25 protein-coding genes are annotated in these 22750 nt (G+C 33.8%); 6 read left to right on the forward strand and 19 right to left on the reverse strand.

The annotated features are described in order from the left end of the window. Positions 1-70 precede the first annotated feature (70 nt). The 4 genes from ABC357_RS17235 (at position 71) to ABC357_RS17250 (ending at position 4992) form a co-directional block, all read left to right on the forward strand. Positions 71-1774, forward strand: coding sequence for a hypothetical protein (locus ABC357_RS17235; protein ID WP_412888841.1), 1704 nt, complete (start codon positions 71-73; stop codon positions 1772-1774). A gap of 690 nt (positions 1775-2464) precedes the next feature. Next, entirely contained in the window at positions 2465-3748 is a 1284-nt protein-coding gene (istA, locus tag ABC357_RS17240; protein WP_412885845.1) for an IS21 family transposase, read from the forward strand. Then, on the forward strand, positions 3748-4506 hold the full coding sequence (gene istB, locus ABC357_RS17245; protein ID WP_412885551.1) for an IS21-like element helper ATPase IstB: 759 nt from the start codon (positions 3748-3750) through the stop codon (positions 4504-4506). The genes istA and istB overlap by 1 nt, the downstream gene beginning before the upstream one ends. A 66-nt stretch (positions 4507-4572) precedes the next feature. Continuing rightward, a complete protein-coding gene (locus ABC357_RS17250; protein ID WP_412888842.1) occupies positions 4573-4992 on the forward strand; it encodes a hypothetical protein in 420 nt (139 codons plus the stop codon). 451 nt (positions 4993-5443) lie between these two features. Here ABC357_RS17250 and ABC357_RS17255 read toward each other — a convergent pair whose 3' ends face one another. From ABC357_RS17255 to ABC357_RS17280, 6 genes are all read right to left on the reverse strand, one after another. After that, a complete protein-coding gene (locus ABC357_RS17255) occupies positions 5444-5686 on the reverse strand; it encodes a hypothetical protein (RefSeq protein ID WP_412888843.1) in 243 nt (80 codons plus the stop codon). Beyond that, the gene (locus tag ABC357_RS17260) at positions 5683-6321 is read right to left on the reverse strand and encodes an ABC transporter ATP-binding protein (protein WP_412888844.1); all 639 of its coding nucleotides are present in this window, start codon (positions 6319-6321) and stop codon (positions 5683-5685) included. Before ABC357_RS17260 ends, ABC357_RS17255 begins: the two co-directional genes overlap by 4 nt. A 12-nt stretch (positions 6322-6333) precedes the next feature. Continuing rightward, entirely contained in the window at positions 6334-7761 is a 1428-nt protein-coding gene (locus ABC357_RS17265; protein ID WP_412888845.1) for an ABC transporter permease, read from the reverse strand. Between the two features lie 194 nt (positions 7762-7955). Further along, positions 7956-9071: a sensor histidine kinase gene (locus ABC357_RS17270; RefSeq protein WP_412888846.1), complete on the reverse strand. Its 1116-nt coding sequence runs from the start codon at positions 9069-9071 to the stop codon at positions 7956-7958. A gap of 2 nt (positions 9072-9073) precedes the next feature. Further along, positions 9074-9733 (reverse strand): response regulator transcription factor, encoded by a 660-nt coding sequence (locus ABC357_RS17275; RefSeq protein WP_412888847.1) that lies wholly within the window; start codon positions 9731-9733, stop codon positions 9074-9076. Between the two features lie 1359 nt (positions 9734-11092). Further along, the gene (locus ABC357_RS17280) at positions 11093-11722 is read right to left on the reverse strand and encodes a DUF6944 family repetitive protein (RefSeq protein ID WP_412888848.1); all 630 of its coding nucleotides are present in this window, start codon (positions 11720-11722) and stop codon (positions 11093-11095) included. 132 nt (positions 11723-11854) lie between these two features. Between ABC357_RS17280 and ABC357_RS17285 the strand changes: the two genes are divergently transcribed. Continuing rightward, positions 11855-12049, forward strand: a complete 195-nt coding sequence (locus tag ABC357_RS17285) for a hypothetical protein (RefSeq protein WP_412888849.1) — start codon at positions 11855-11857, stop codon at positions 12047-12049. Between the two features lie 42 nt (positions 12050-12091). On the opposite strand, the gene ABC357_RS17290 is transcribed toward ABC357_RS17285, so the two are convergent. From ABC357_RS17290 to ABC357_RS17335, 10 genes are all read right to left on the reverse strand, one after another. Next, the gene (locus ABC357_RS17290; protein WP_412888850.1) at positions 12092-12349 is read right to left on the reverse strand and encodes a DUF6944 family repetitive protein; all 258 of its coding nucleotides are present in this window, start codon (positions 12347-12349) and stop codon (positions 12092-12094) included. Between the two features lie 22 nt (positions 12350-12371). Then, positions 12372-12746, reverse strand: coding sequence for a DUF6944 family repetitive protein (locus ABC357_RS17295; RefSeq protein ID WP_412888851.1), 375 nt, complete (start codon positions 12744-12746; stop codon positions 12372-12374). Positions 12747-12827: 81 nt separating this feature from the next. Beyond that, the gene (locus ABC357_RS17300) at positions 12828-13091 is read right to left on the reverse strand and encodes a YopX family protein (protein ID WP_412888893.1); all 264 of its coding nucleotides are present in this window, start codon (positions 13089-13091) and stop codon (positions 12828-12830) included. 375 nt (positions 13092-13466) lie between these two features. Next, positions 13467-13727 carry a hypothetical protein gene (locus tag ABC357_RS17305; protein WP_412888852.1) on the reverse strand — a complete coding sequence of 87 codons (261 nt, stop codon included), beginning with the start codon at positions 13725-13727 and terminating at the stop codon, positions 13467-13469. A gap of 115 nt (positions 13728-13842) precedes the next feature. Next, positions 13843-14028: a hypothetical protein gene (locus ABC357_RS17310; RefSeq protein ID WP_412888853.1), complete on the reverse strand. Its 186-nt coding sequence runs from the start codon at positions 14026-14028 to the stop codon at positions 13843-13845. A 101-nt stretch (positions 14029-14129) separates the two neighbouring features. Beyond that, a complete protein-coding gene (locus ABC357_RS17315) occupies positions 14130-14453 on the reverse strand; it encodes a hypothetical protein (protein ID WP_412888854.1) in 324 nt (107 codons plus the stop codon). A 15-nt stretch (positions 14454-14468) separates the two neighbouring features. Continuing rightward, positions 14469-14861, reverse strand: a complete 393-nt coding sequence (locus ABC357_RS17320; RefSeq protein ID WP_412888855.1) for a hypothetical protein — start codon at positions 14859-14861, stop codon at positions 14469-14471. Next, the gene (locus tag ABC357_RS17325) at positions 14858-15640 is read right to left on the reverse strand and encodes a PD-(D/E)XK nuclease family protein (protein WP_412888856.1); all 783 of its coding nucleotides are present in this window, start codon (positions 15638-15640) and stop codon (positions 14858-14860) included. The genes ABC357_RS17320 and ABC357_RS17325 overlap by 4 nt, the downstream gene beginning before the upstream one ends. Before the next feature lie 61 nt (positions 15641-15701). Further along, entirely contained in the window at positions 15702-16454 is a 753-nt protein-coding gene (locus tag ABC357_RS17330) for a hypothetical protein (RefSeq protein WP_412888857.1), read from the reverse strand. Positions 16455-16474: 20 nt separating this feature from the next. Continuing rightward, on the reverse strand, positions 16475-17668 hold the full coding sequence (locus tag ABC357_RS17335) for a recombinase RecT (RefSeq protein ID WP_412888858.1): 1194 nt from the start codon (positions 17666-17668) through the stop codon (positions 16475-16477). A gap of 688 nt (positions 17669-18356) precedes the next feature. On the opposite strand from ABC357_RS17335, the gene ABC357_RS17340 reads away from it, so the two are divergent. After that, positions 18357-18704, forward strand: a complete 348-nt coding sequence (locus ABC357_RS17340; protein WP_412888859.1) for a mediterrocin family bacteriocin — start codon at positions 18357-18359, stop codon at positions 18702-18704. Between the two features lie 298 nt (positions 18705-19002). Here the strand turns inward: ABC357_RS17340 and ABC357_RS17345 are convergent, their stop codons facing one another. Genes ABC357_RS17345 through ABC357_RS17355 form a run of 3 tightly spaced genes read right to left on the reverse strand, consistent with a single transcriptional unit; the run spans position 19003 to position 22016 of the window. Continuing rightward, a complete protein-coding gene (locus ABC357_RS17345; protein ID WP_412888860.1) occupies positions 19003-19452 on the reverse strand; it encodes a hypothetical protein in 450 nt (149 codons plus the stop codon). After that, positions 19442-20050 carry an ABC transporter ATP-binding protein gene (locus ABC357_RS17350; RefSeq protein WP_412888861.1) on the reverse strand — a complete coding sequence of 203 codons (609 nt, stop codon included), beginning with the start codon at positions 20048-20050 and terminating at the stop codon, positions 19442-19444. Before ABC357_RS17350 ends, ABC357_RS17345 begins: the two co-directional genes overlap by 11 nt. Position 20051: 1 nt before the next feature. Next, the gene (locus ABC357_RS17355) at positions 20052-22016 is read right to left on the reverse strand and encodes a hypothetical protein (protein WP_412888862.1); all 1965 of its coding nucleotides are present in this window, start codon (positions 22014-22016) and stop codon (positions 20052-20054) included. Positions 22017-22750 lie beyond the last annotated feature (734 nt).

Below are 22750 nucleotides of genomic sequence, written 5' to 3' on the forward strand. Positions count from 1 at the left end.
CACTCCGGTATAAAATGGTGTTTTTCTGATATTTAAATTAATGATTTGCTTGAAAGTGGGTGTACTCATTTTGAACTACAATATAACCGATACATTGATACTTGAAAACGACACCTTGTGCGATGTTTTATTTGATGAAAGTAAGTTCCTATTTATTAACGACTTTCCGGAAGTTATTGAGGAATGGCAGGATGACCTATACACTAGCCATAGTTTTCAAAAGCTTTTATCCTTTTTAACTGAACGGGTATACCCTTCTAAACCCATTACTAAGTTAATGATTCGAGAAGCTGTTATAAATTACAAAGGTACAATCATACAAATAGTTTCAGAAGCTATCAATGCTAGTTCAAATGATAGTATAAAAACGCATGCAGTCTCACAAGATGGTATAAATGAGCTTTTAGAAAGTGAATTTATTTATACAAATGCTGGTGTCGAATACCAAATGGTACGAGATATAGTGACTAAGAGAAAGAATTTTAAAGAAGACTCTGATGGTACCTTAAGAGCTCCTGTAACCGATTATCAAGGTAATCAACGAGGACTTGCAGAAATAAAAGGATCAAAGTTAACTGAGCAGGAAATGCTGATTGAAAAACAAGAATTGTGGTTTGATTTAATTGATAGTACTACTAATTCTTTAGATGAATTAACAGCCGATCTTTTCGATTTAATTACATACTTATGGATGGTATCTCCGAAAAATAAAAATGGATACATCACCTTTCATAGTGACTATGCCTTGGCTCTAAAAAAACTTAAAAAGGTAAAACAAAATAGTGATAAGTTCGACTTTCGAAATGAAGATCGCTATTCAATAATGCAGCGTATTGGGGCACTTACAAGTATATGGGTTATGCTTGATGATAAATCTGTACAAATTTATAATGAAGATACTCAATTAAACGAGGATATACGCATCAAGGACTTCCAGAAAATGTTTGACGTCGGCAAAGTTAGTATTGCTAGTGATTCTAAAACAGGCAAAAACCTTGGTATATATTCAGTTGAAATCAAACCCTCTGAACTCCTTACTCCTTTTTTAGATGGAACTAAAGGTACATTAGGAATTTTAGCCTTAAAAATCTTTCAATACAGTCATTATCACCAACGAGAACATAAACGTTTAATTAGATATTTAAGCTATCAGTGGAAAATCCAATCCATTAAGCGAAATTATCAACCATTTAAAGTAGCCACTTTAATTAAGCACATGGAAATATCGTCGCGTTATACAGGTATAAAAATGATGGAACGCTTTGAAAATGTCCTGGATGATCTACAAAAAGATCAGATTTTTGATAGCTGGAACTACACTGAAGAAATTGATCATAAAAAAATTGGTAAAAAAGGCTGGATAAATAACTATTGGTCCAAGCTTAATATCATGATCGAACCTAATGAAGCTGTTAAACAAGAAAATAAAAAAAGAATCGATCTCTTTAATAACCAATTGTTAAACATGATTCATGGACAAGACATAATAGGTAAGCCAATTCATACGGTAAATAAAAACAAGTCTGCAGCCGTACTTTCCGAACAACAATCATTTGATTTTGAACCAAATACTCCTACAGTTAATACAACCATTGAATTAAGTCCGGATAATCTTAAAAAGGCCATAAAGAAAAACAAAACAAATGCTAAAAGAGCATCTAAAGACATGGGTGTACCCTATTCTACACTTTTACGATTTATTAAAGGAGAATCCAAACGATCGTATAAAGACAATGAAGATAAAATGATGGAATGGCTTAAGAATCATTCATAGATTTAAAGTGATACTATAAACATATTTAACTTTTGTTATGGAAATATAAAAGCCTTACTACATTGCAGTAAGGCTCTTATGAAATAGCTCTAGGACTAAAAATTGAGTCCTAGAGCTATTTTTGATTTAAATTATGTAATGTATAAGATTTAAGAATGCCATTAATCATTTTTTAGTTTTCTTTTTTCTCATAGGTAAGTTATATTTATCGGAATTTTCAATTATTTTTTTGGCCAGTTTAGCAGCTTCTTTTTTAGTCATCTTTAATTGCTCCTTCCCCGAGGATATGATATTGCCCATTATTAACATAATAAGGGCGATATATACATTAATCCTCTCCCCTTTTCATATGATGTTATTAATCGCGGACTCAGTGACTCAGTCCTAAAGATAATCTAAAAAATTTGGAGAGGTTTTCATATGGAGAAGGAAAAGGTAAGAAAAATTAGATCTGATAAAAAATGTGACGTGAAACCTACAATACCTTTAAATCTAAAAGAGAGCATTTATAGGTTGTCCTACATAACGAATTCACCAGTCAAAGATGTTGCTGAAAGCATCATTGAATATGGCCTAACATCACGAAAAGCTCTTGATTTTAGAAATGCTAATTTAAATATGTACAGTATTGCTCGAATAAATATGTACAAATTTGATATGAATCTACATACTAATCTTGGGGGGATTAGTATGTACATAACAATGAATATTGATATCGATTTTGAGATTAAAAGTCTTTCAGACTTACCGAAATTCAAACAGATTATGGAGCATATGAAAATGAAAATCAATAAAAGTAAGCTAGCAAAGGAATTGGGTGTGGATCGGCGGACAATTGATAAATATCTAAATGGCTTTATCCCAAAAAGAAAAAGGGAAAAGCCCTCAAAGATTGATCCTTATTATGAAATAATAGCCGCATTGTTATCAGAAGATTCAAAACAGGTATTTTATTACCGTCGTATGCTTTGGCAGTACCTAAAAGACAATCATGGATTGGAATGTGGAGCTTCAACCTTCCGTGCGTATATAGCTCGTACACCTGAATTTAATGCCTACTTTGAAGAGGATAAACGTATTTCTTCACCCAAAGGGACAGTCCGATTTGAAACGCCACCAGGTAAGCAGGCCCAATTAGATTGGAAGGAAAACATTTTATTCGAAACCAAAGAGGGAGAAAAGATAGAAGTCAATGTGGCGGCTTTCATTTTATCAAATTCCAGATTCCGAACATTTCAATTAAGTCTTTCTAAGTCACAGAGTACCTTACTTTCTTTTTTAACAGATACTTTTGAAGCAATTGGCGGAGTTCCAGCTGAAATCCTTACGGATAATATGAAAACGGTAATGGATGAAGCGAGGACTGATTATCAACCTGGGAAAGTGAATGCGAAATTTGATCAGTTTGCGAGGGACTTTGATTTTAAAGTCAAACCATGTATTGCAGGACGACCGAGAACCAAGGGGAAAATTGAATCCACAATGAAACTCCTTGATGAAATTCATGCGTACCAAGGTCAACTGACAATGGAGGAACTTCATCTATTCATACAGGATTTAGGGAATAGAATGAATCACCAGATCCATCAAGGAACGGGGAAAATACCGATTATGGAATTCAAAAAAGAAAGGAACCACTTACTCCAGCTACCAACTGACAAAGTAAGAGATTCCTATCGCATCAAACATACACATGTAAAAGTCAATGCATCAAACATGATTTCCTACAAATCGAATCAATACTCTGTACCACCAGAATATCAAGGAAAAAAAGTAGGCTTACAGGTGTATGATGACTACTTGTGGATTTATTATAACATGAAACTGATCGCCCAACATCCAATTAGTAACGCTAAACTTAATTATCAAGAGGAACATTATAAGGCAAGCTTACTTGTTTCCACCCCTCATTATCCTGAAATCGACGATTTAGCAAAACGGAATTTAGCAACGATTGGAGAAGTGTATAAATAATGAATCCAACTACAAACTATCAACAATTATTATGGAATCTTGACTATCTAAAGTTAAAGCAAATGAGCTTACATTTAAATGAAATCGTAGACTTCAGCGTAAAGCATCAGATGTCATTTATCGACACATTAATCAAGTTGACTGCGTATGAAATAGACATACGGGAGAAAAACATGACGCAATCGATGGTGAAGGTCGCAGCTTTCCCTCATTTTAAGGAGGTGAAAGATTTCGATTTTACCTTTCAAACATCGATTAACCAACAGCAGATTCTAGACTTCCTTACATTGCGTTTTATCGAGGAGAATGAAAATATTGTGTTTTTAGGACCAAGTGGTGTCGGTAAAACCCATTTGGCCACAGCAATAGGGATTGCGGCAGCAAAGAAACGGACGAGTACCTATTTTATTAAGTGCCATGACTTGATTCAAAATTTGAGGAAAGCTCGATTAGAAAATCGGTTAGAGAGCCGTTTGAAGCATTACAGCAAATACAGACTGTTAATCATCGATGAAATCGGTTATTTACCGATTGATCACGAAGACGCTAAGTTGTTTTTCCAGCTGATTGATCGAAGATATGAAAAAAGAAGTACCATCTTAACAACCAATGTGAATTTCAAAGCGTGGGATGAAATATTTCAGGAACCTAAACTGGCCAATGCCATATTAGACCGCATTTTACATCATGCGACAGTTGTGCCTATGATAGGTGATTCATACCGATTAAAGGATCATTTAGCAAAAGAGAACGAGTAATTCTGTACATCCTTATCCAAGCGAAAGTGTACATATTTATGTTGACATTTACATGATTTTTTATCTTTGCGCTTTAAAAGAACCATTAGAGTCAATAATACTCTTTATATTGGATCAAATGAGAACCAGCCATTTCCCAAACGAGAAACTTCCCCTGATAGAGAGCGAATTACAATTCGTTTTCATCAAGAAACAGTAGAAAATATTAAAATGTTCTCCTATGCCTTAGATTTACCTCCGGCTAGGGTAACAGCTCTCCTCTTAGATGTAACTTTAAAAGACTCTGAATTCATTAATAAATATGTAAAAGAATATTTAAAACAAAATCTTGATCCAGGACGAATGAAAGAACTAAAAAAAGTTATGAAATTTATTAACCAAAATAATCCTTATGAAGAACGCATATCCTGGAGTAATTTATTATCCTACTTAGCTGAGGAAATAAGATTAAACGCTAATTCTATTGGAGAATGGTTAAAAAAATAAAAAACTAAAATAAACTAATAAATTTTAATTTTATAAAAACTTAGGATTTCCGCCTGGTTTTTTACGTATGAACCAATAAATATATAACAGTAAAGTAATAATAAAGTTATTCAATTAAAAATATAAGAACCTTGCTACATTTTTGTTGCTTAATTCTTATACAATAAATGTGTTTATCTCCTTGAAGCTTAAAAAATTCTTAAATATTCATTTTCAAGTTTGTGTTTCCTAAGATTATTCTTCCTTTAAACTGCCCATTTTGTTGCATAAGAAAACAAGAGCTGATCAAAGCTCTTGTTATTAAAGTAATGCACCTGTTTATTTAAGTACTTTAAATTTAATAGTTTTAATAATTAAATCTCTTGCTACTGCTGATACAGCAAAATCTAGTTGATTTACAAATGATTTAATTGATTCTAAAATACGTATATTCTTTTAATTGACTCTTTCTTTATTTCTTCGGAGTTAACTCCATTCCTTCACTATTATTTGAATCCTTGAATTGTACATTCAACTCATATGAATCTGATTTTTCGGAATGTTGTAAATAATCTTTATTCTCATCATTAATCTCCACAGAAGATGGCGTAGTTTTTTCATTCTCCTTACTAGATTTTTCTGAACAAGCAGATAACGTTAAGAAAACCATTAAGCAAAGCAAAGATGTAGTAAATATACTAATTAGTTTTTTCATATAATTTCCCTCATTTTCAATTTTTTATGCTTCAACTCTAAAACAACATCGACTTTATCTGACACATCTGTCGAATGTGTCACCACAATGACACATTTTCCAAATTGGTGGGCACTTTCTCTCAATATATCTGTAAGTTCTGCAGCAGTTTCCTCATCCAGATTTCCAGTGGGCTCATCAGCTAAAATAACTGGTGCATCACTTGCTAAAGCTCTAGCAACAGCAACTCGTTGTTGCTGACCACCAGACAACTGTAGTACATTACGTCGCATTTCTTCTTGCGTAAGCCCCAAACGTTCTAAAATGGGCTGAACATCCTGCTTTGCTGTTAAGAGCGTATTTTCAATAGGGTTCATGTAATCAATCAAGTTATAGTTTTGAAAAATAAGCGAAACGCGATTTCTTCGATGGTACTCAAGCCCTTTTTCCGATATGTCCTTATCATCAAATAAGATATTTCCCTCTGTTGGGGTATCAAGTCCGCCCAACAGCGAAAGCATAGTTGTTTTGCCTGATCCTGATGGACCTAAAACCGCATAAATTTTCCCTGATTCTAAGACTGTACTGATATCGGACAATATCATCTTTCCTTTCGTATAGGAATAGGAAACATTTTTAAATTCTATTATTGACATGCTCTTTCCTCCTTAGCTCATTTTTGATAATATTTCTCTTGGTTTCAGTCGCATAACCGTAATAGATGAGACGCCAACAGCAATGATTATGATAAAACACCCAATTAAGTAGAGTAGCCCTAGATTGTCCAATCCCACAGAAACATGAATACCTATATCAGTAGCTGGATTCGCTAAATTCTCATCTCTACCGATAGAAACTGAATTACCCATGGCCCCTGTAGTTTCCCCCTCCTGCGACTGACTCATCGATTCGTCATGTACGCTTTGTGATAAAAGTCGATCACCAATCTGGTCTGCAATAGCATTACTTGTAAAAAAGGAGATTCCAAAAGCAATTACAGCAATCATTAGCACTTCTAACAAATACTGCCCGAAAATAGCAGATTTCTTAATACCAACTGATAGAAAAACACCAATTTCATGAATGCGTGTCTTCGTCCATAGCGTAAGAATTAAAGCTAGTATGATAGCACTTACGACAATGATAACAACTAAGAGAGTAATAATTAATTCGCTCAATGCCATTAGAGGTTGAGCTGCCTTTTCATATGCTTCATTATTCACATCCACTGTAAACGCTTTCCAATCTATTGAGGATAGCTCTTTGACATTGGACACGACCTCTTCCATATTTTGCGGATCATTCACAGTGATTTTAATTACACTAAATCCTTGTACTGCAGGACTATCCTCGATATGAATAGCTGTATCCAAATCAACGAAAACCCGATTCTGTATTTTATCGTAGCCCGTAACCATATCTGTGATACCTTCAATTTTAGCTGCCGCAAAAAAACCTACGATCTGTACTTCGACTTTTTTCCCACTTACGCTATGTGTGGTCAACATATCTCCTATTTTCAAGCCACTTTTTTCTGCCAAGTCCTGACTTATTACAGCTTTCTTAGCATCATTAGCAGTTATGTACTCACCCTCAACTAAAGAAAGTGCACCTGATGTAAAAAGCTCATTCTCTTGTAATTTCCAAACTCCTTGGACTTTTGTCTGCTTACGATAAGTTTCATCGATAGGAATTGTACCTGCAAACAGTGATAAGCCTTTGAAAGTAGCAAGTCCTTCTGTAGATGCATCGCAGTATTTTATTCCATCTATTTTTCTAATTTCATTTACAATTTCTGGTGTGAACTGCCTTCTAGAATACATCAAATAATTAATTGATTGCTTTTCATCATTGCCAGTTTGTTTCTCATCTAGTCGTTGTTTGACCATATATGGGTTATCATCACTCCAATCAACCCCTACATTGAAACTAGCTCCCAAACTTTGACGCAGTCCTAACTGCGCAACTTCAGATGCTCTCCAAATAGATAGTCCGGTTAAAACAAATGTTGCCATAATAAGTAAAATAGCAAATAAAAGGATTGTTTTCCCCTTTTTTCTTGTGACATATAAGATTGCTCGTTTTGTAAAATTCATATCTATTGATACCTCCTATGTAGATGCAAATATTCATTACCTACATCAACTATCGCTAGGATAACATCTCAATGTGGAACACATATGAAATTAAAATATTATTTATATCAAGTAGTAATAAATTTAAAAAAGCAATCTGTTGTCAGATTGCTTAAAATTATAACTAAAGTTATGTTAAATGATTGATAAAGAAATCATAGCTGTATTGTGAACCGCATTCCATTTTGTTTCTCCATTTGAGCAAAGGTATATTTTATTTGTAGCGATTTAAAAATAGTATCTACAATATATAAACCTAAACCATTTCCACCGCTATCACGACTTCGTGAATAGTCAGGTCGATAGAATGGTAGAAATAGACGGGGTATTTCCCCTTTATCGACTGGGACACACTCATTTTCAATTATCAAAGTATTTTCAGATATATACACAGATACAGATTTACCCGCTTCTGTATATGCAACAGCATTTGCAAGAATATTTGATATTGCTTTGCTAAATTCTTTCACCAAAATATTGACAGTCAAGGATTCAGGAAGCCTTAAGGAAAATGTTATTTGCTGTGCCTCTGCAATCAATTTATATGGTTCACAAAGCTCTTTTATAATTTCTGATAAATCAGTTTCAACCGGTTGTTCCTGCTGCACTATCATATTCAATTTAGAAGTGTCCAAAATATCATGAATCATAGTAGCCAGCTGTTCGACCATTTCCTTGCACTCTGGCAGATAAAATGCATAATCCTGATACTTACCAACACCGAGTATCATATTTTCAAGCGTGGCATTCAATGCAGTTACAGGTGTTTTCAACTCATGGGATGCAGTCCGCAGGAAATCGACTTTTGATCGTTCTAATTCACTAATATAATCCCTCTCACGTTCTAATTGTTCGATTGTGAACATAAGGTTTAAATATAACTCATTAATATTCATTGCCAATAAGCCAATCTCATCTTTTGACTGAATCGTACATCTCACTGATTTATCTAGTTTTCTCATTCGCTCGGTGGAAATAGAAATTGATTGAATAGGATTAGCAATCCTTTTAGCTAGCAAGAATGAACACATAACTGACATTATCAGGGAGCAGCTCAAAGAAATTGGCAGAGCCCTTTGCACTGCTTCTGTAACAATCTCTTCTCGAGCAATGGTAACTGTCAAATCACCAGACACATCCATTGTAGGTGTAAACTCTAGCTGCATCTGAGGAGCAAGTATGTAAATTAAACCGTGTATAAGAACAACAAAGAATAGCATAACGCTAAATGTATAAAGAAAAAATTTATGAAATAGTTTTAGACGTTTCATCTTTATACCTCATATTTATAACCAACACCCTTAACTGTTACAATACAGTTTAGTCGGAGCTTTCTACGTAAATTTTTTATGTAAGTATCCACTGTTCTATCAATAATAGGATTCTCATCCCCCCATAAAACATCTAAAATTTGGGAACGTGTTAAAACAAGTCCTTTATGCTCAACTAGAAGTCGGAGCAAATCAATTTCCTTTGGAGTGATATCAATTCTCCCATCTTGATCACTTGCTGTATAACCGGAGAAATTAACAGTAACATCACCAATGGTTATCACATCTAGTGGCTTTGTCTGACCACTTCTCCGCAATAGCGCCGTAATTCGTTTTCCAAGTAAAACCATAGAAAAAGGTTTTTTTAAATAATCGTCGGCTTGCTCGTCAAAACACGTAACCTGGGTACTCTCGTCCTCAATTGCAGTAAGCATCAGAACAGGTATGGAACTAGTCTGACGGACCTGGTGCAGAATAGATAGCCCTGTAACTTGAGGAAGCATAATATCTAACACAATTATGTCTATATTTGCATGTTTGAAATACTCCAGAGCATCTAAACCATTATAAGCAGGAATCACTTCATGCCCTGCTGGTTTTAAATATTCACAAATAGCTTCGTTAGTTCTTTTGTCATCTTCTACTATTAGTATTGTTGCCATATTATCACCTCATATTATAGTATAACTTACAGATATGGAACTGGTATGGAGATACTGCTTATATGCTTAAATACTTAAATGCTTAAATGATAACATATTACTATCTATACTCTGCTGCTTCCACGTAATCGACTTCCACTCCTTTGCAATAAAAAAACTCTACATCCAATTGTGACGAGAGTTAATCATTATGATACCATCCTAATTCGCTATAGATAATAAAATAAAAGCTTCTCTTAGCATTAAATCTTGCTATTAAGAAACTTTGTATATATGTTGATACCACATTTAATTATCCTATTTTAGTAAAAACCGCACTTACTTATGATACGGTTCATCGAAACTAATATTAAATCGATCCTAAACTCAGAATTCCTTATTGAACTATCCTGCCACGTTAGTAGCAAAAGAAAAAGCTGTCTAAAGGACAAACTTTGTATCAATTTTCCATCTGATTGCGATTGCATATGTTGTATTATGGATACCTTTGTTAAAGTAGTTCAAAGCTCCTCCTAAAAGCTTCTTGCCCAGCCATTCGATTTTTGAATGGCTTTTCGTATAAAACTCCACCGAATGGTTAAAATTTAAATAGGTCAGCCATGACCACCTATTATCAGCAATTCCTTACACCATTACGGGATTTGCTGATAACAACTATAATTTGCTTCGCTCAAGCTCTTCCTTTAACCTAGGGAAGAGTTTAAAACTGTCATTTTATTTTGCCCGATGCATATATTGGTATTGGCATAGAATTCCCTCCGATTTACTTTGAAATGGCGGGAATTTTTTTATTATCCAAGGAAATTTCTTTTCGGTTGTTTTTCACTGCATAAACAACAAAATAAAGGTAATAATGTATTTAGCAACATCATCTAAGTGCTGTATATCAGAAGGAGGGGAATACTGCTTCCCTTCCAAGATAAAAAGTGTAGTGTCCTTCGTGAAAATATGGTATTTTAAGTTTAAATCCCGTTTCTCATCTTTTATAGATGGGATTTTTTATTCACAAAGGGATAATAAACTGCATATAATACATTACTTCTCTTACATCACCATTGTTCATTTCAACCTATCCAGATCATTGGGTAGGTTGTTTAATTTATCAATGGGTGTTCCAAGTGTTCCAAAGCTCCTTTATATGCATATAATGCTTAAGCAGGGGTTAGATAAGAATGCAAATCGAGGAGCAAGAAACCATTCCCCGAATGATTTTTTGTTTTTACTTTAAAACGGAGGAAGCTTTTTTATTCACAAAGGAGGAAAAAACCACATAATATACATACCTTCCATTTAAATTACCTTTTTTAACTCACCTATCCAAATCCCGGGATAGGTTTTTTCAATTGTGATATAAAAATTTCATGCGCTAGTGTTTTGCAAATAATAACCATAGTTATATTTATCTTGCTTTGAGTTTGAAAAACTACTAGTAGGATGTGCCGTTTCAATTTTTTGACTTATTACCGCCAATACCGCTCCCATTGCTTGCAGCCAGTTCCCAATCGTATTTATTATAGTACCTGAAGTATTACCCGATGGAAATTTACCTGCTACTACTTGGAACAATAAACCAATTATTTGAAGTAAATTAGCGTATAAACCAACGATATTTGACAATGAAGGATATTGTTCCAACGAATATATTAGAGCTAATCCTGTTCCGACCGCTTGAATCGCATTTCCCTGGTTAAGCAAAGTCTGTTGTAAGATTGAACCTCTTTCTAGGATCAAATCAGCACCTATTTCCTCTAAGTTCCCTCCGACAATAATATAATTTCCTAATTTATTTAAGGAAAATACATTTTCATCATCGATTTGAATTCCTGTTCCTCCAACTTGAAGAATATCCCCTATGTTATCTAGATCATTCAAAAATGTTTGAGTAAAAAAGTTACTGGGTGTATTTCCAATCGCAGATAGGATTGTTCCGATTGCTTCCATCCATAAAGCAAAAGTTGTTAATTCTGTAACTGTCTCTTTGATCACCATCTAAATCACCTATAACAGTGTATACATATTCGCATTATTTGTTCAGATTCGTTCATCTTTCAACGGAAGTTTTGAACATAGACAGATTTTTCACATATATATACATATACTTTTATTCAGGAGGAAAATGGAATGCACACTACTAAAAATATTGATTTAATTGACTTAGTTAAAAGAATCGAAAGAAATATACTGGAACTAGCGGCAAAAGTTGAACCTTCTCAAAAATTAACGGAAAGCATCTCTAACTTATCAAGTTGTACTGATAAACTATGTGAATGTTTATTAAATTCCCCTAAGAAAACGATTAAGGAAAACAGTAACTAAGCTTTATCATGCCAGCACTTAATACAGTGTTGGCTTTTTATCTCAAGATTTATATAAATTATAAGATAAATAAAAGGAATAATTGTATTTATCTAAGGAATCGTCCAAACGCTTAATTGTAAAAAATGGATTATTGATTTCTTGGCAAAGGGCTGCAAGAGTTGCCCCTAAAAATTGTATCCAATGTCCAACAGAATTTATTAGTTGGCCTTTTTCTCCTTCATAAATTCCTGAAATACTCTCAATACTTAATCCAATGATTTGCAAAGCGTCTGCATATACATCACATAAGCCTATCAATGAATCACTTTGACTTATTGATTCAATAAGTGCGAGACTGGTTGGTTCCAAGTGCTTGGATGGCAGTAGACTGAGTATATAAAAGTTCCTGTTTTTCAGAACCTCTATCTGGTCTAAAATTTGCATAGATTTCTTCTAATGTTCCTCCCGCAATAACAATATTGCCATACTTATTCAATGTATAATATTTTTCATCGTCTATTTGTATTGCAGTTCCCCCGACTTGCAAGACATCACCAATAGCATCTATGTTATACAATAGTTCCTCATATAGCACTTCGGTAGGAGTGTTACCTATAGCAGACAAAAAGGTTCCAAATGCCTCTATCCACAAACCAACCGTTGTTACAACTGTTTGATTTTCAAGCATTTGTTTCTGACTTGTTAAAGACTGCACTCCATTCACCACTTTACCTTTTCGCCTTATATACTGCTTAGTTCTTTATCCATATGATTATTTGAAAATTGAGTTACAAACTTACTCTTCTGTTTCCAAAAGTTCTGGATTGTCATAAATATTACCGATGATTTCGAAACCTTTGACGTCATAATCGGTTATTAAATCTGATATGCCGTGCGAAATACCCCTTGTGTTTTCATTTACTATATATTTCGTTAAATGAAAGGCAGCATCTTTCCCTCCCTGGGAAACTTCACCATAAACCGCAATCAGTATATTATTTGCTCCTTTTAGAGCCGTAACATTTGTAGTGATTGCTGACTTCCTCTGGCGAAAGAATATTTTACTCTTCCAGCGTTAGGATACGATTGCCACTGTATTTTCTTCTCTGTATACTTTATTAAACACGGTTCCTGTTTTGAGTACATTTGATTTGCATAAAGATGTAACATTACTCTTCTAACGCCTGTACAGACCGTATCTATGATCCCTGTTTTATATGCTATATTAAAAGAATGTAGTCCTTCTTATACTCTTTTCACTTGACAGTTCCAAATAATCTCCAAAAAAAGTAAGGATGCTTAATCTAGCATCCTTACTTCACTCTTTAAATCCTTTATATTTCAGACAATCATTGTTCTATTTCGTTATATAGATTACTTTATTTTTCTATCTCTTTTTCCATATATTTATTACTTCATTCCTTTAAGATTTTCATTATCTAAATGACTCTTGAAATTCTATTAAATTGTCCTCAGCTAAACATTTCAATGAATGTATTCGCACTAATCCATTTTTAAGACCAACTGTCACACGATACTGCAACTGATATGCATCAATCGTGATGGCATACAGAAAGCCTTTCTCCTGGCAACATTCTAGGTATTTTCCTTTTTCCTTCAAAACTTTTAGAAATTCACTCTTATTGGCATTAAAATAGCCTTGTAATCTATTTATTAATGAATGATTTTTTTTCACTTTTTGATTACTCCCTAAATTGATTTTTTTGGATAAAATTAAAACGGATAGACAAGTTCTTTATTTGCAACAACTTGGTCTATTTCTGCTAATACTTTTTGGAATTCTTCTCTACTCATCGTATTTGCCCCCACTTCTGCATTCTACGCTCTGATAAGGCTTGCTGAATCTTTTCGTACGTAAAAGTCGTTAAAAGATCTTCCCGGCCTCTAGCAGATAATAAAAGCATCGCTACATAGCGTGTCTGTGGTTGTGACGAATTTATTTTTCCTTCTAAGAACTTTTCGATTGTTGTCATCACATATAACCTCGCTCTTTTAAAGATGTGAATTTTCCTTTTCCAACGATTTCTTTTGTAAGTGTTTGACTAGTCATCATCATTCCCCTTTACATTTTCGATTTTTAAAGCTTTGTAGATTTTAGATACTCATTCATTTTTCGTTTGTCCTTAAAGAAACAAAGATGCCGGCCTTGAACTAACGGCACAGCTCCCTCTGCTTCAATGTGAGCCATCACTTGTGGATGACTGGCCACAAAGTGTAGCGAATCATCTTGTCTGAAGGCTACGCCAGCCATAAAGGATGATGTCTTCTTCAAAATCGTGATGCGTGCATGAAGAAGGAATTCACCCTCTCCATACATCACACCTAGAATTTCTTTTGAATAGACAGCTGAATAGAACAATTTTCCTGCAACATTTTTAGATTTTTTATATATCGTTAACATTTAAAAATCTCCCTCTTACTTTTTTTGATAGTTTTCTGCTTTAACACTTCTGAATGACTTATTTCCAGTCTTTTGAGAACCGTATTGACTAAGCATTTGATCGCTATAGTTCAACCGTTTTAAGTCTTTGGCTGAAATAGAAAGATAATCAAATGGATTTAATCCATCGACCGCAATCATCCCCGCCAGAATCTTCAGACGTTCTGCACTAAACTCCCAGGTGGAGGCAGAAACAAAGTGATCCCACACTTTACCGTTCGCTTCAATAGGTCCATTAAGCTCTACATACGCCTTTAATTTCTCTTTCATTTGCTTAACGGCTTGTTCATATCGCTCCAATTGTTGCGCGATCGCTACTGCATCCTCTACCTGCATCTTTTCTACTTTTTGATTTGTGTTATTCATCATCTGACAAACACTCCTTCACCTTTTGATATATGTGGATACGTACTGATACATTGAACGGAGAATGGACAATTGCTGCAGCCGGGATTTGATGTTGCCGGAAAGCAGGCCGCTAACGATTTCTTCTGTTCAAAGAAGTTAATTAACGTTGCATGGATGTCCATCGCAAGATTGAATGCCCATTGCCGAGCTATTTCCATTTCCCTTTGTTTAAATAAGACCGTTTTGGCATTGTCCTTAAAATAGCGCAAAAAAAACAACGTCCCTGACACTTCGGTTACGTTGTACATTTGCGATATAGCCCAGGCATACAAAGCCAACTGCCTATTGTCCATGGGATCATACATGAAACGATTGGTTTTCCAATCCGTAAATGAATAGGTCCCGAAAATCTGCTTGAATACGTCTATATACCCCTGGACACGAATGGTATATTTCGGGTCTAAAGGCAATGTGAAGTGTTTCTCCACTTCAACGTTCAGACTGTGAGCTTCTCCTCTAACTACGTTTGACCGACGGAATAATGTTTCATACTCCACCAAATCTAACGGATAATAGTCCACTTCGGACCATCCTTCTAAAAGAGCCTCTTTATCCGTCTTTCCAAGCATTTTTTCTTCAATGGCTTTATGCACTGCCTTCCCTAATAGTAAGGGCAGTGAGTCGCTCTCTTCCTTTTTTTTAACATATTTAAGAAACCACCGGTAAGGGCAGTTCTCAAATAAAGTCAGTCTCGAAAAAGAGACCGGCTGCTCTAGTAATTTTTTTAGATGACTATCCATTTGTTCACCTCAAACAAACTCCCTAAAAGGGAGTTGTTTTTCCCTTTTAAGACTGGATTGTTTACGATGTTCTTCTATTTAAATGGCCGTTTATCTTCATGTGCTTCATGGTCATTTCTTTTGTATAAAGCAAAAAAATGATATTTAACAGCACTTGATCAAAATCAAAATCATGTGTTAACAAACATGTCTTCCAGGCAGCTCGAGCAATGTGTATCGCTTCTTCTACCCATTCAGCCTTTTCTTCAGGCTCTTTAATAAATTCAGCCATAATAAAAGAAAACAGCATGTTGACTTGTGATTGTTCACATGACTTTGATAAATAAACCAGCAATTCTTCCTTTCGGTCCTCTTGATTTTCAAGGCATGAAATAACCTGCAGCATGGCATAATGTTTCATTTTTTCAAAACGCTCATGGTCCTTCCATTCTTTGATGACTGCTTCTCGCTTCTTAAAAAAATCTACCCGGTTTTTTCGCTTATATTCAGCCCAGCCAATCTCTTTCAGCTGATTTGGTGAAAGCATATCAACAGGATGTGTATCTTTTCTTTGACCAAAGTATTTCTGCTTAACCTCTAAATAAGACACACCAGTCAATTTGGATTCAAAATCCAATACTCCTCCATGTTCACCACACACCCAGCATTTAAAGACATTCGCATCTTGATTAAGGGACAGTTTGTACTTCCCTTTTTTATTGGCATCACTTAAACAAAAAGGGCACTTGGCGTAAACCTCTTTTTTATGAAGAGAGCGAGGGTTGATTTCCAACCCTTGCTTTTGTGCAATGTCAATAATGGACGGTAAGCACATGATATTCATCTCCTTTACGATCACACTGCTTTGGCCGTATGAACGAATGCAAACCCATTAATCTCTTCAATGTCAGCCATAAAAGTAGTACCAGGCACGTATTCGTCGAAAAGAGCGATTTTATCGTCTCCACGAGCGAATAATTCTCGCTGTTCATTTCCTTGCTTGTATTGAACACGCAAAAACTTCGTTTGGTTTCCTGATACACCCATATGAGCGCTCACAAATTCAAGCACGTTTTCTAATGGGATCGCGGATGTTTCAGCCTTTTCTACCTGTTCCTCTGTCACCGGAGGATTCACTGGTTGCTTTTCATCTACTTGACCAGCATCCGTTTCTTCTTCCGAAATGGGAATGATAGGAGGCTCAAAATCCTCCTTAGAAATTGGAGCCTTGGGCTTTTCTTCAGCCTTCGGTTTCTCTACAGGTATTTCTGCAGGTTGACTTTCAGCTTTAGTTTGAGCCGGCTTCACTTTTTCAGAAGGCTTTTTTACTTCCTTTTCGTATTTCTCGGTTTCGGCAGCTTCTCTTTTAGATGGTTGATCCTTCTGTTTACTCTCTTTTTGTTTACGAGCTGCTTCCAGTTCATCCGCCATAGAGACAGAGGAACTCGAAGCTTCCACATTCTGTTGACTCGTTGTTTGAGATGTGAAGTCATCTTGGATAATGTCATCTTCAGATGAGAAAACCACACCCAACGGGAACGTACGCTTAAGTGCTGTACTTTGAGCCACTTTTTCGATCATTGCAGACGGCATGGTATTCCAAACTGGATTTTTAGGGGAAAGGGCTGCATGATATTCAGCAAAGTCAGGGAAAACAAGCGTATTTCCACGTGTTTTCGTCTTAACAACTGACCAGGCACCAATAATCTTTCCTCTTTTCGCTCCAAATTTATGAATTGGCACGCCTTCTACGACATCCACTTCAAAATGATCGCCTTCCCTTACTACGCCCGATAAGATAGTTTGAAAATCATCTTGTCGCATAGCATATTTCAGATAGGCATCCCTTGAAATTAGGTACGAAACCCTTGGTCCATACTTCGTTTCAAATCGCTGAAAGGTGATATCCCCAAGCAATGGATTGAGACCATATTCCTCACATACTTCAATAAATGCACGCGAATCATGTTCGGTCGCTCTTGCAGCTTGAAGTTTAGTCGTCCAAATAAGTGATTTTTGTTCTTCCGTAAATGTTTTTAGTTTTGTCATGGTTAATGACCTCCATTTGATATTTTTGATATATAAAAAAAGCCCAATAAACGAGGGTTCATTGGGTTTTAGATAACACTTATTTAATTTTTGACAACAAAAAAGCCCAATGGGTACACCTATAGCAGGTATAATCATTAGACTTTTGATTTATTTACTCATTTACACATTTCATATCTCCATTGTTCTGCACACCAAATAAGGTGGAAACATTCGAGATAACAACAGACGCACATCCAACTTTCTTCTGCTCACCTAACGGTGGGAAGATACAGGGATTTTCAAAATTCATTAACTATTGTCAGTATAGAACAGATAGAAAATGGATGCAAGACAATACATTCAGTATAAATAGGGGTAGCGTCAAGAAAATGCAAATTTCCAACGATACACCCATAAAAAGATAATAAGCGAGCTACTTAATAACCTAAGCTTTCAAGTCTACCTACTGAGTTACGGACAATGAAAACTTGTTTTTGTTTAACATAATAATCTTCACCCAAATCTTTAAATGTTTATTTCCTATTTCGCTTTTACAAACTTTCTTTTTCCTGCCCTCTCGTTATGCCAAGGAATATTGTCTTATACAACTACCGCCCCTCACGAAAATAAATGCAATTTTTAAAAAAAGAAGGATATTTATCTCTTTTGTCTAATTATTAAATTTAAAGAGGGGGGGGGGTATTCTATGAAAAAAGTGAAATCTGTAATGGCAGCATTAGTTCTTGCAATGTCGGTTGGTACGGTTTCGGCGCATGCTGCGACTGATTCAACTGACTCAGCAACATTAGGTAAAAGTTTCTCAAACGATTGGTCTTCAACTCGGATAAATTCATCCACTGAAACTTTTAAAGTTGGGTATAATACAACCTTGATTAATGAAGATTATACGCATACTTTTCAAAAGGACAAATCTCATTCTGCATATGTTAAAAATACCGGTTCTGCACAAACTTTAAAAGGCAGTGCTGGTAGTTATGCAAAAGCTGAGATCCAGCATCACTCTGGTACTGTTTACTATAGTTTTACACGCTAATTATTAGATTTTATTTTTCATGAGGGTGTAGTGAGTTACATACCAAATGAAGTTAAAAGTTATTAAATATCTGAATTTTTAGATATATATAAATTAAAGGAACCAAATTCTATTAATAGAACTTGGTTCTTTTAATTTATATTAAATTAGAAAGATTGCTAAATAATCAATTAATATTTGTTGTAAAATAAAAGAACATTTGGAGCTAAGAAATAAGTAAAAAAACTACTTTTTAGCTCCAAAAGGTATCAAAGAAAACGAACTTAGCTGACTATGCTAATACCTAGAATAACTTAATTTATAAATCCGTACCCCATTCCTCTCTTACAACGGATTTTAGTGCATCGATAGCATCTTGATTCTTTTTAAGAATATCCTGATACTCTTTTTCGTTTGTTTCTAAATTTTTATCTACTTCAATTTCATACGATTCTTTAGCTTCATCATCCGTGATTACTAAACCAAACTTTAAATTTTCTCCATAAAGTGGTACCCATATAATTAAATCTATCTTATCCGTACTATTGCTGACTGAAAGGTTGGTATATGTTTTGAATAATGGAGCATCATACACACAGAGTACCGTATTTGATGTATTTTTACAGTAATCACCTAAAGGATTTTTTTTAAATCCCTCAGCATAACGTTTTATTACTTTGCCATTTGCATAACTATGAATACAGAAATATAAAGCGAAAATTACGATAATTCCGGTGATGATTACAATAAAAATTTTCTTATAATTCAATCATATATCCTCCCAACTTTTTTAGCTTTTCATCATGTGTAACCATAATAATTGTTTTTCCTGATTCATTTAGCTCTTTGACATGTTTCATAACTATATTAGCATTATAGCTATCTAAACTTCCTGTTGGTTCGTCCGCTAAAACTATACTACATCTTTTCATTAACAGGCGTGCAATGGCAATTCTTTGCTGTTCACCGCCAGACAAGGTAAATATCTTTCTTTTTTCAAACCCGCTTAATCCAACTTTGTCCAAAACCGATGCAATGGTTATATCGTTACGATACTTCTTATCGATCATAAGGATATTTTCCTCAACAGTCTTATATTCTACTAAAGCAAAGTTTTGAAACAAAAATCCCATTTTTTCTCTGTATAGTTTAATAATGTCATTGTTATTCGATAAATCTAAATCATCAATAATAATTTTGCCAGAGTCGAACTGTTCTATTCCACCTATCATATTTAATAGTGTTGTTTTTCCACTGCCACTGTTCCCACTAAATACAACAAAATCACCTTGCTTTATAGAACAAGAGAAATTTTTGAATACTATATGTTCACCAAAAACCTTTGATATATTATCGATTTTTATCATTTTAAAGCCCGCCTTTTAATACACGTGGTATACTGATCTTTTCGTATTTATTTATAAACAATGAAAGAATGACACTGGTATTAATAAATACAATTAAACTAGCAAAAACTACATATAATAAAGAGAAGTTTTGAAATAACAATTTTCCCGCTAATGCAGTAACTATACCTATAATAAAAGCACTTATTAACAATCTGAATAATGCTTTATATCTCTTTAATAAGGTTTTTCCAAATATCTTATCAATCGCTATCTCAACTGCCCGTGAATCAAAATCCATTTTTAAAATTGCCGACAAGGAAATATTAAACAATATCATAACCATTACACTTAAAATAACATTTATTATTAGTGTTAAAATTTTTTCTGCCTGTTTTTTTAAGTACAAATCTTTAATATTATTTTTATAATACACTTCATTCTGATATCCTATATTTTTAATAAAGTTATTAAAGTCATTTTCTTTATTAAACTTAACTAATGAATTAAATACAAAACCGCTTAATTCTTTACTAGGCAATTCACTGTGGGTATCAAGAATTATTATCGGGTTCTTCTTGTAATTATCAGCTAAATTCACCATATTGATATCATATACCAATATTTTATAAGGGTCCTGAATAGTAACTGTCTCAAAATTTCCATCTTCTTTATTTAATACATAGTGTACTTCATCATATATACCTTTCTGTTTCAATTCATCTTTTGAATATCTAGAAATAATGTAATATGTATCCTTTTTTAATTGATCTAGATTAATATCTAAGTTTTCAATATCCTTTTTAGCATATTTATTCAAGTATACGATTGGTTCGTCAGTGTTCACAATAGTTGAAGAGATTCCGCCATTGTTTGAAAAATCAAAAGAAAGATGCATTTGATACTTGTCGAGATTCTTGTTATAAAATTGAACCGCGTACTTTTCATCCGTTTCCATATTTGTATCTTCGGTATAATCTTTAAAAAAGAATAAAACATTATCATAACCATAGAACTTCTCCCAACTATCTTTCTGATTAATAGTTAGTGTTGCGTCGTGTATTGTCTTAAAATTGAATGTCAAAATCAAAATCGATGTAATGGATATTATTGATAATACAAAAAAAGCTAATATTTTATAGCCTAACGTGTAATAGCTTCTTACAAACGTCTTTTTAACATCCAATTTGAAAAGTAAAAGATAAAAGCTATTTGTACAAAGTATAATAAATATTACTGCTATAACCGATATGAACATAAACTTATATGGTTCCGTTATTGTCATTCCAATTAACATTCCTATTATTGCTGCACATACGATTGTAAATGAATTTGTAAGTATTAATGGAATTACTACATTTTTTTTATCAGTGCCATTTAGGTATCTAATCAAAGCTTCTTTTTTAAAGTTACTAACTTCAAAAAAAATATATATTAATATAATTAAAAAAATGAATATCCAAGCGCCAGCAATCATAAAAAGGGCATCGTTTGAGTAGCTATTGTCTTCTGGTTTACTCATTCCATATTTATCATTGGTTACTGATCGTAATTTCTCTACGTTTGCTTTGGTACCAAAGACGTAATAGCTTTTTTCATTTAAATAAATAGTATCATTGAGTGACTTAAATACGATTTCCCTTTCGCCACTAACTAACGATTTGAATTTCGATTTATTTTTTTTTATTAGTATTCGATTTTTAAAAAATTCTTTGTTTTCGTCTGCGGAGTACACTGTATATATAGCAGATTTTTTTGAAGTGACTACAGATGAAATAACATAAATTTTTAAATTAAAATCTTTACTGTATTTCTTCAAATCATGAACATATTCTTGTTTTAAATCCCTATTCTTTATGTCTGTTTCATACTTAAAATCACTCTCAAAAACCTTCCCATCAATATAATAAATATATGCATCTCCAATAATACTGAAAACAATTAAAAAAAGTAATGAAAAAAATGCGAGCTTTTTTTTATTAATCATACTTACTCCTTAAAATAGAATAGTATTATGCACCTAAACTTAATTATCCATAATAAGGTCACATCATTTTTACGCCCCCTCTGTCTTCCGTACCACGGCCGTATGTATTAACATATAAATGTTATTATTCACAATTATAGTCCCTAGTTTGTTTGTCCAAATTCATACCTTACTATTTAATAGAAACTCTTAATTATTTTCTACAAAGCTTTGTAAATACCTTTTTTTCAGTATTATTGTTGTGTTAACTATATAAAAGAAAGTCTAAATAATAGCTATGATAAACTGTTGTTCATTCGTTATTTGAATAGAAAAAGAGATTGGAACAAAACTAAATGTACCATTCTTAAAGCCGAATAATTCATAAAGTAATCAATTTTGTGGAATTTTTCTTTACAAAATAAATAAGTGATATAAAATTTATTTTTTTTCGGTGAGGTGAATAATGAGACATATTACTTTACTACTCACAAGCTTATTAATTGCTTTATTAGCAGGATTTTTTGTTCCACTTTTTAATGAAGGATTTGGATTTCCCTTTCCTTGGATAATCTATTATGGTCATTCATTGGGTGAGTATAAGATCTTATTATTCCATTTAAATCTAATTGATAAAATGAACTTTAGATTACCTAACCTTTTAATGAACATCTTCATTCTTTATTTTTTACTCCTTGTTCTAAAGAAAATCACAACCAAAGAGCCAAACGTTAAGAATGATTAGAGTGGAGCCT

The sequence above is a fragment of the Bacillus kalamii genome (genome assembly GCF_047238185.1).
GTDB lineage: Bacteria > Bacillota > Bacilli > Bacillales > DSM-1321 > Bacillus_AD.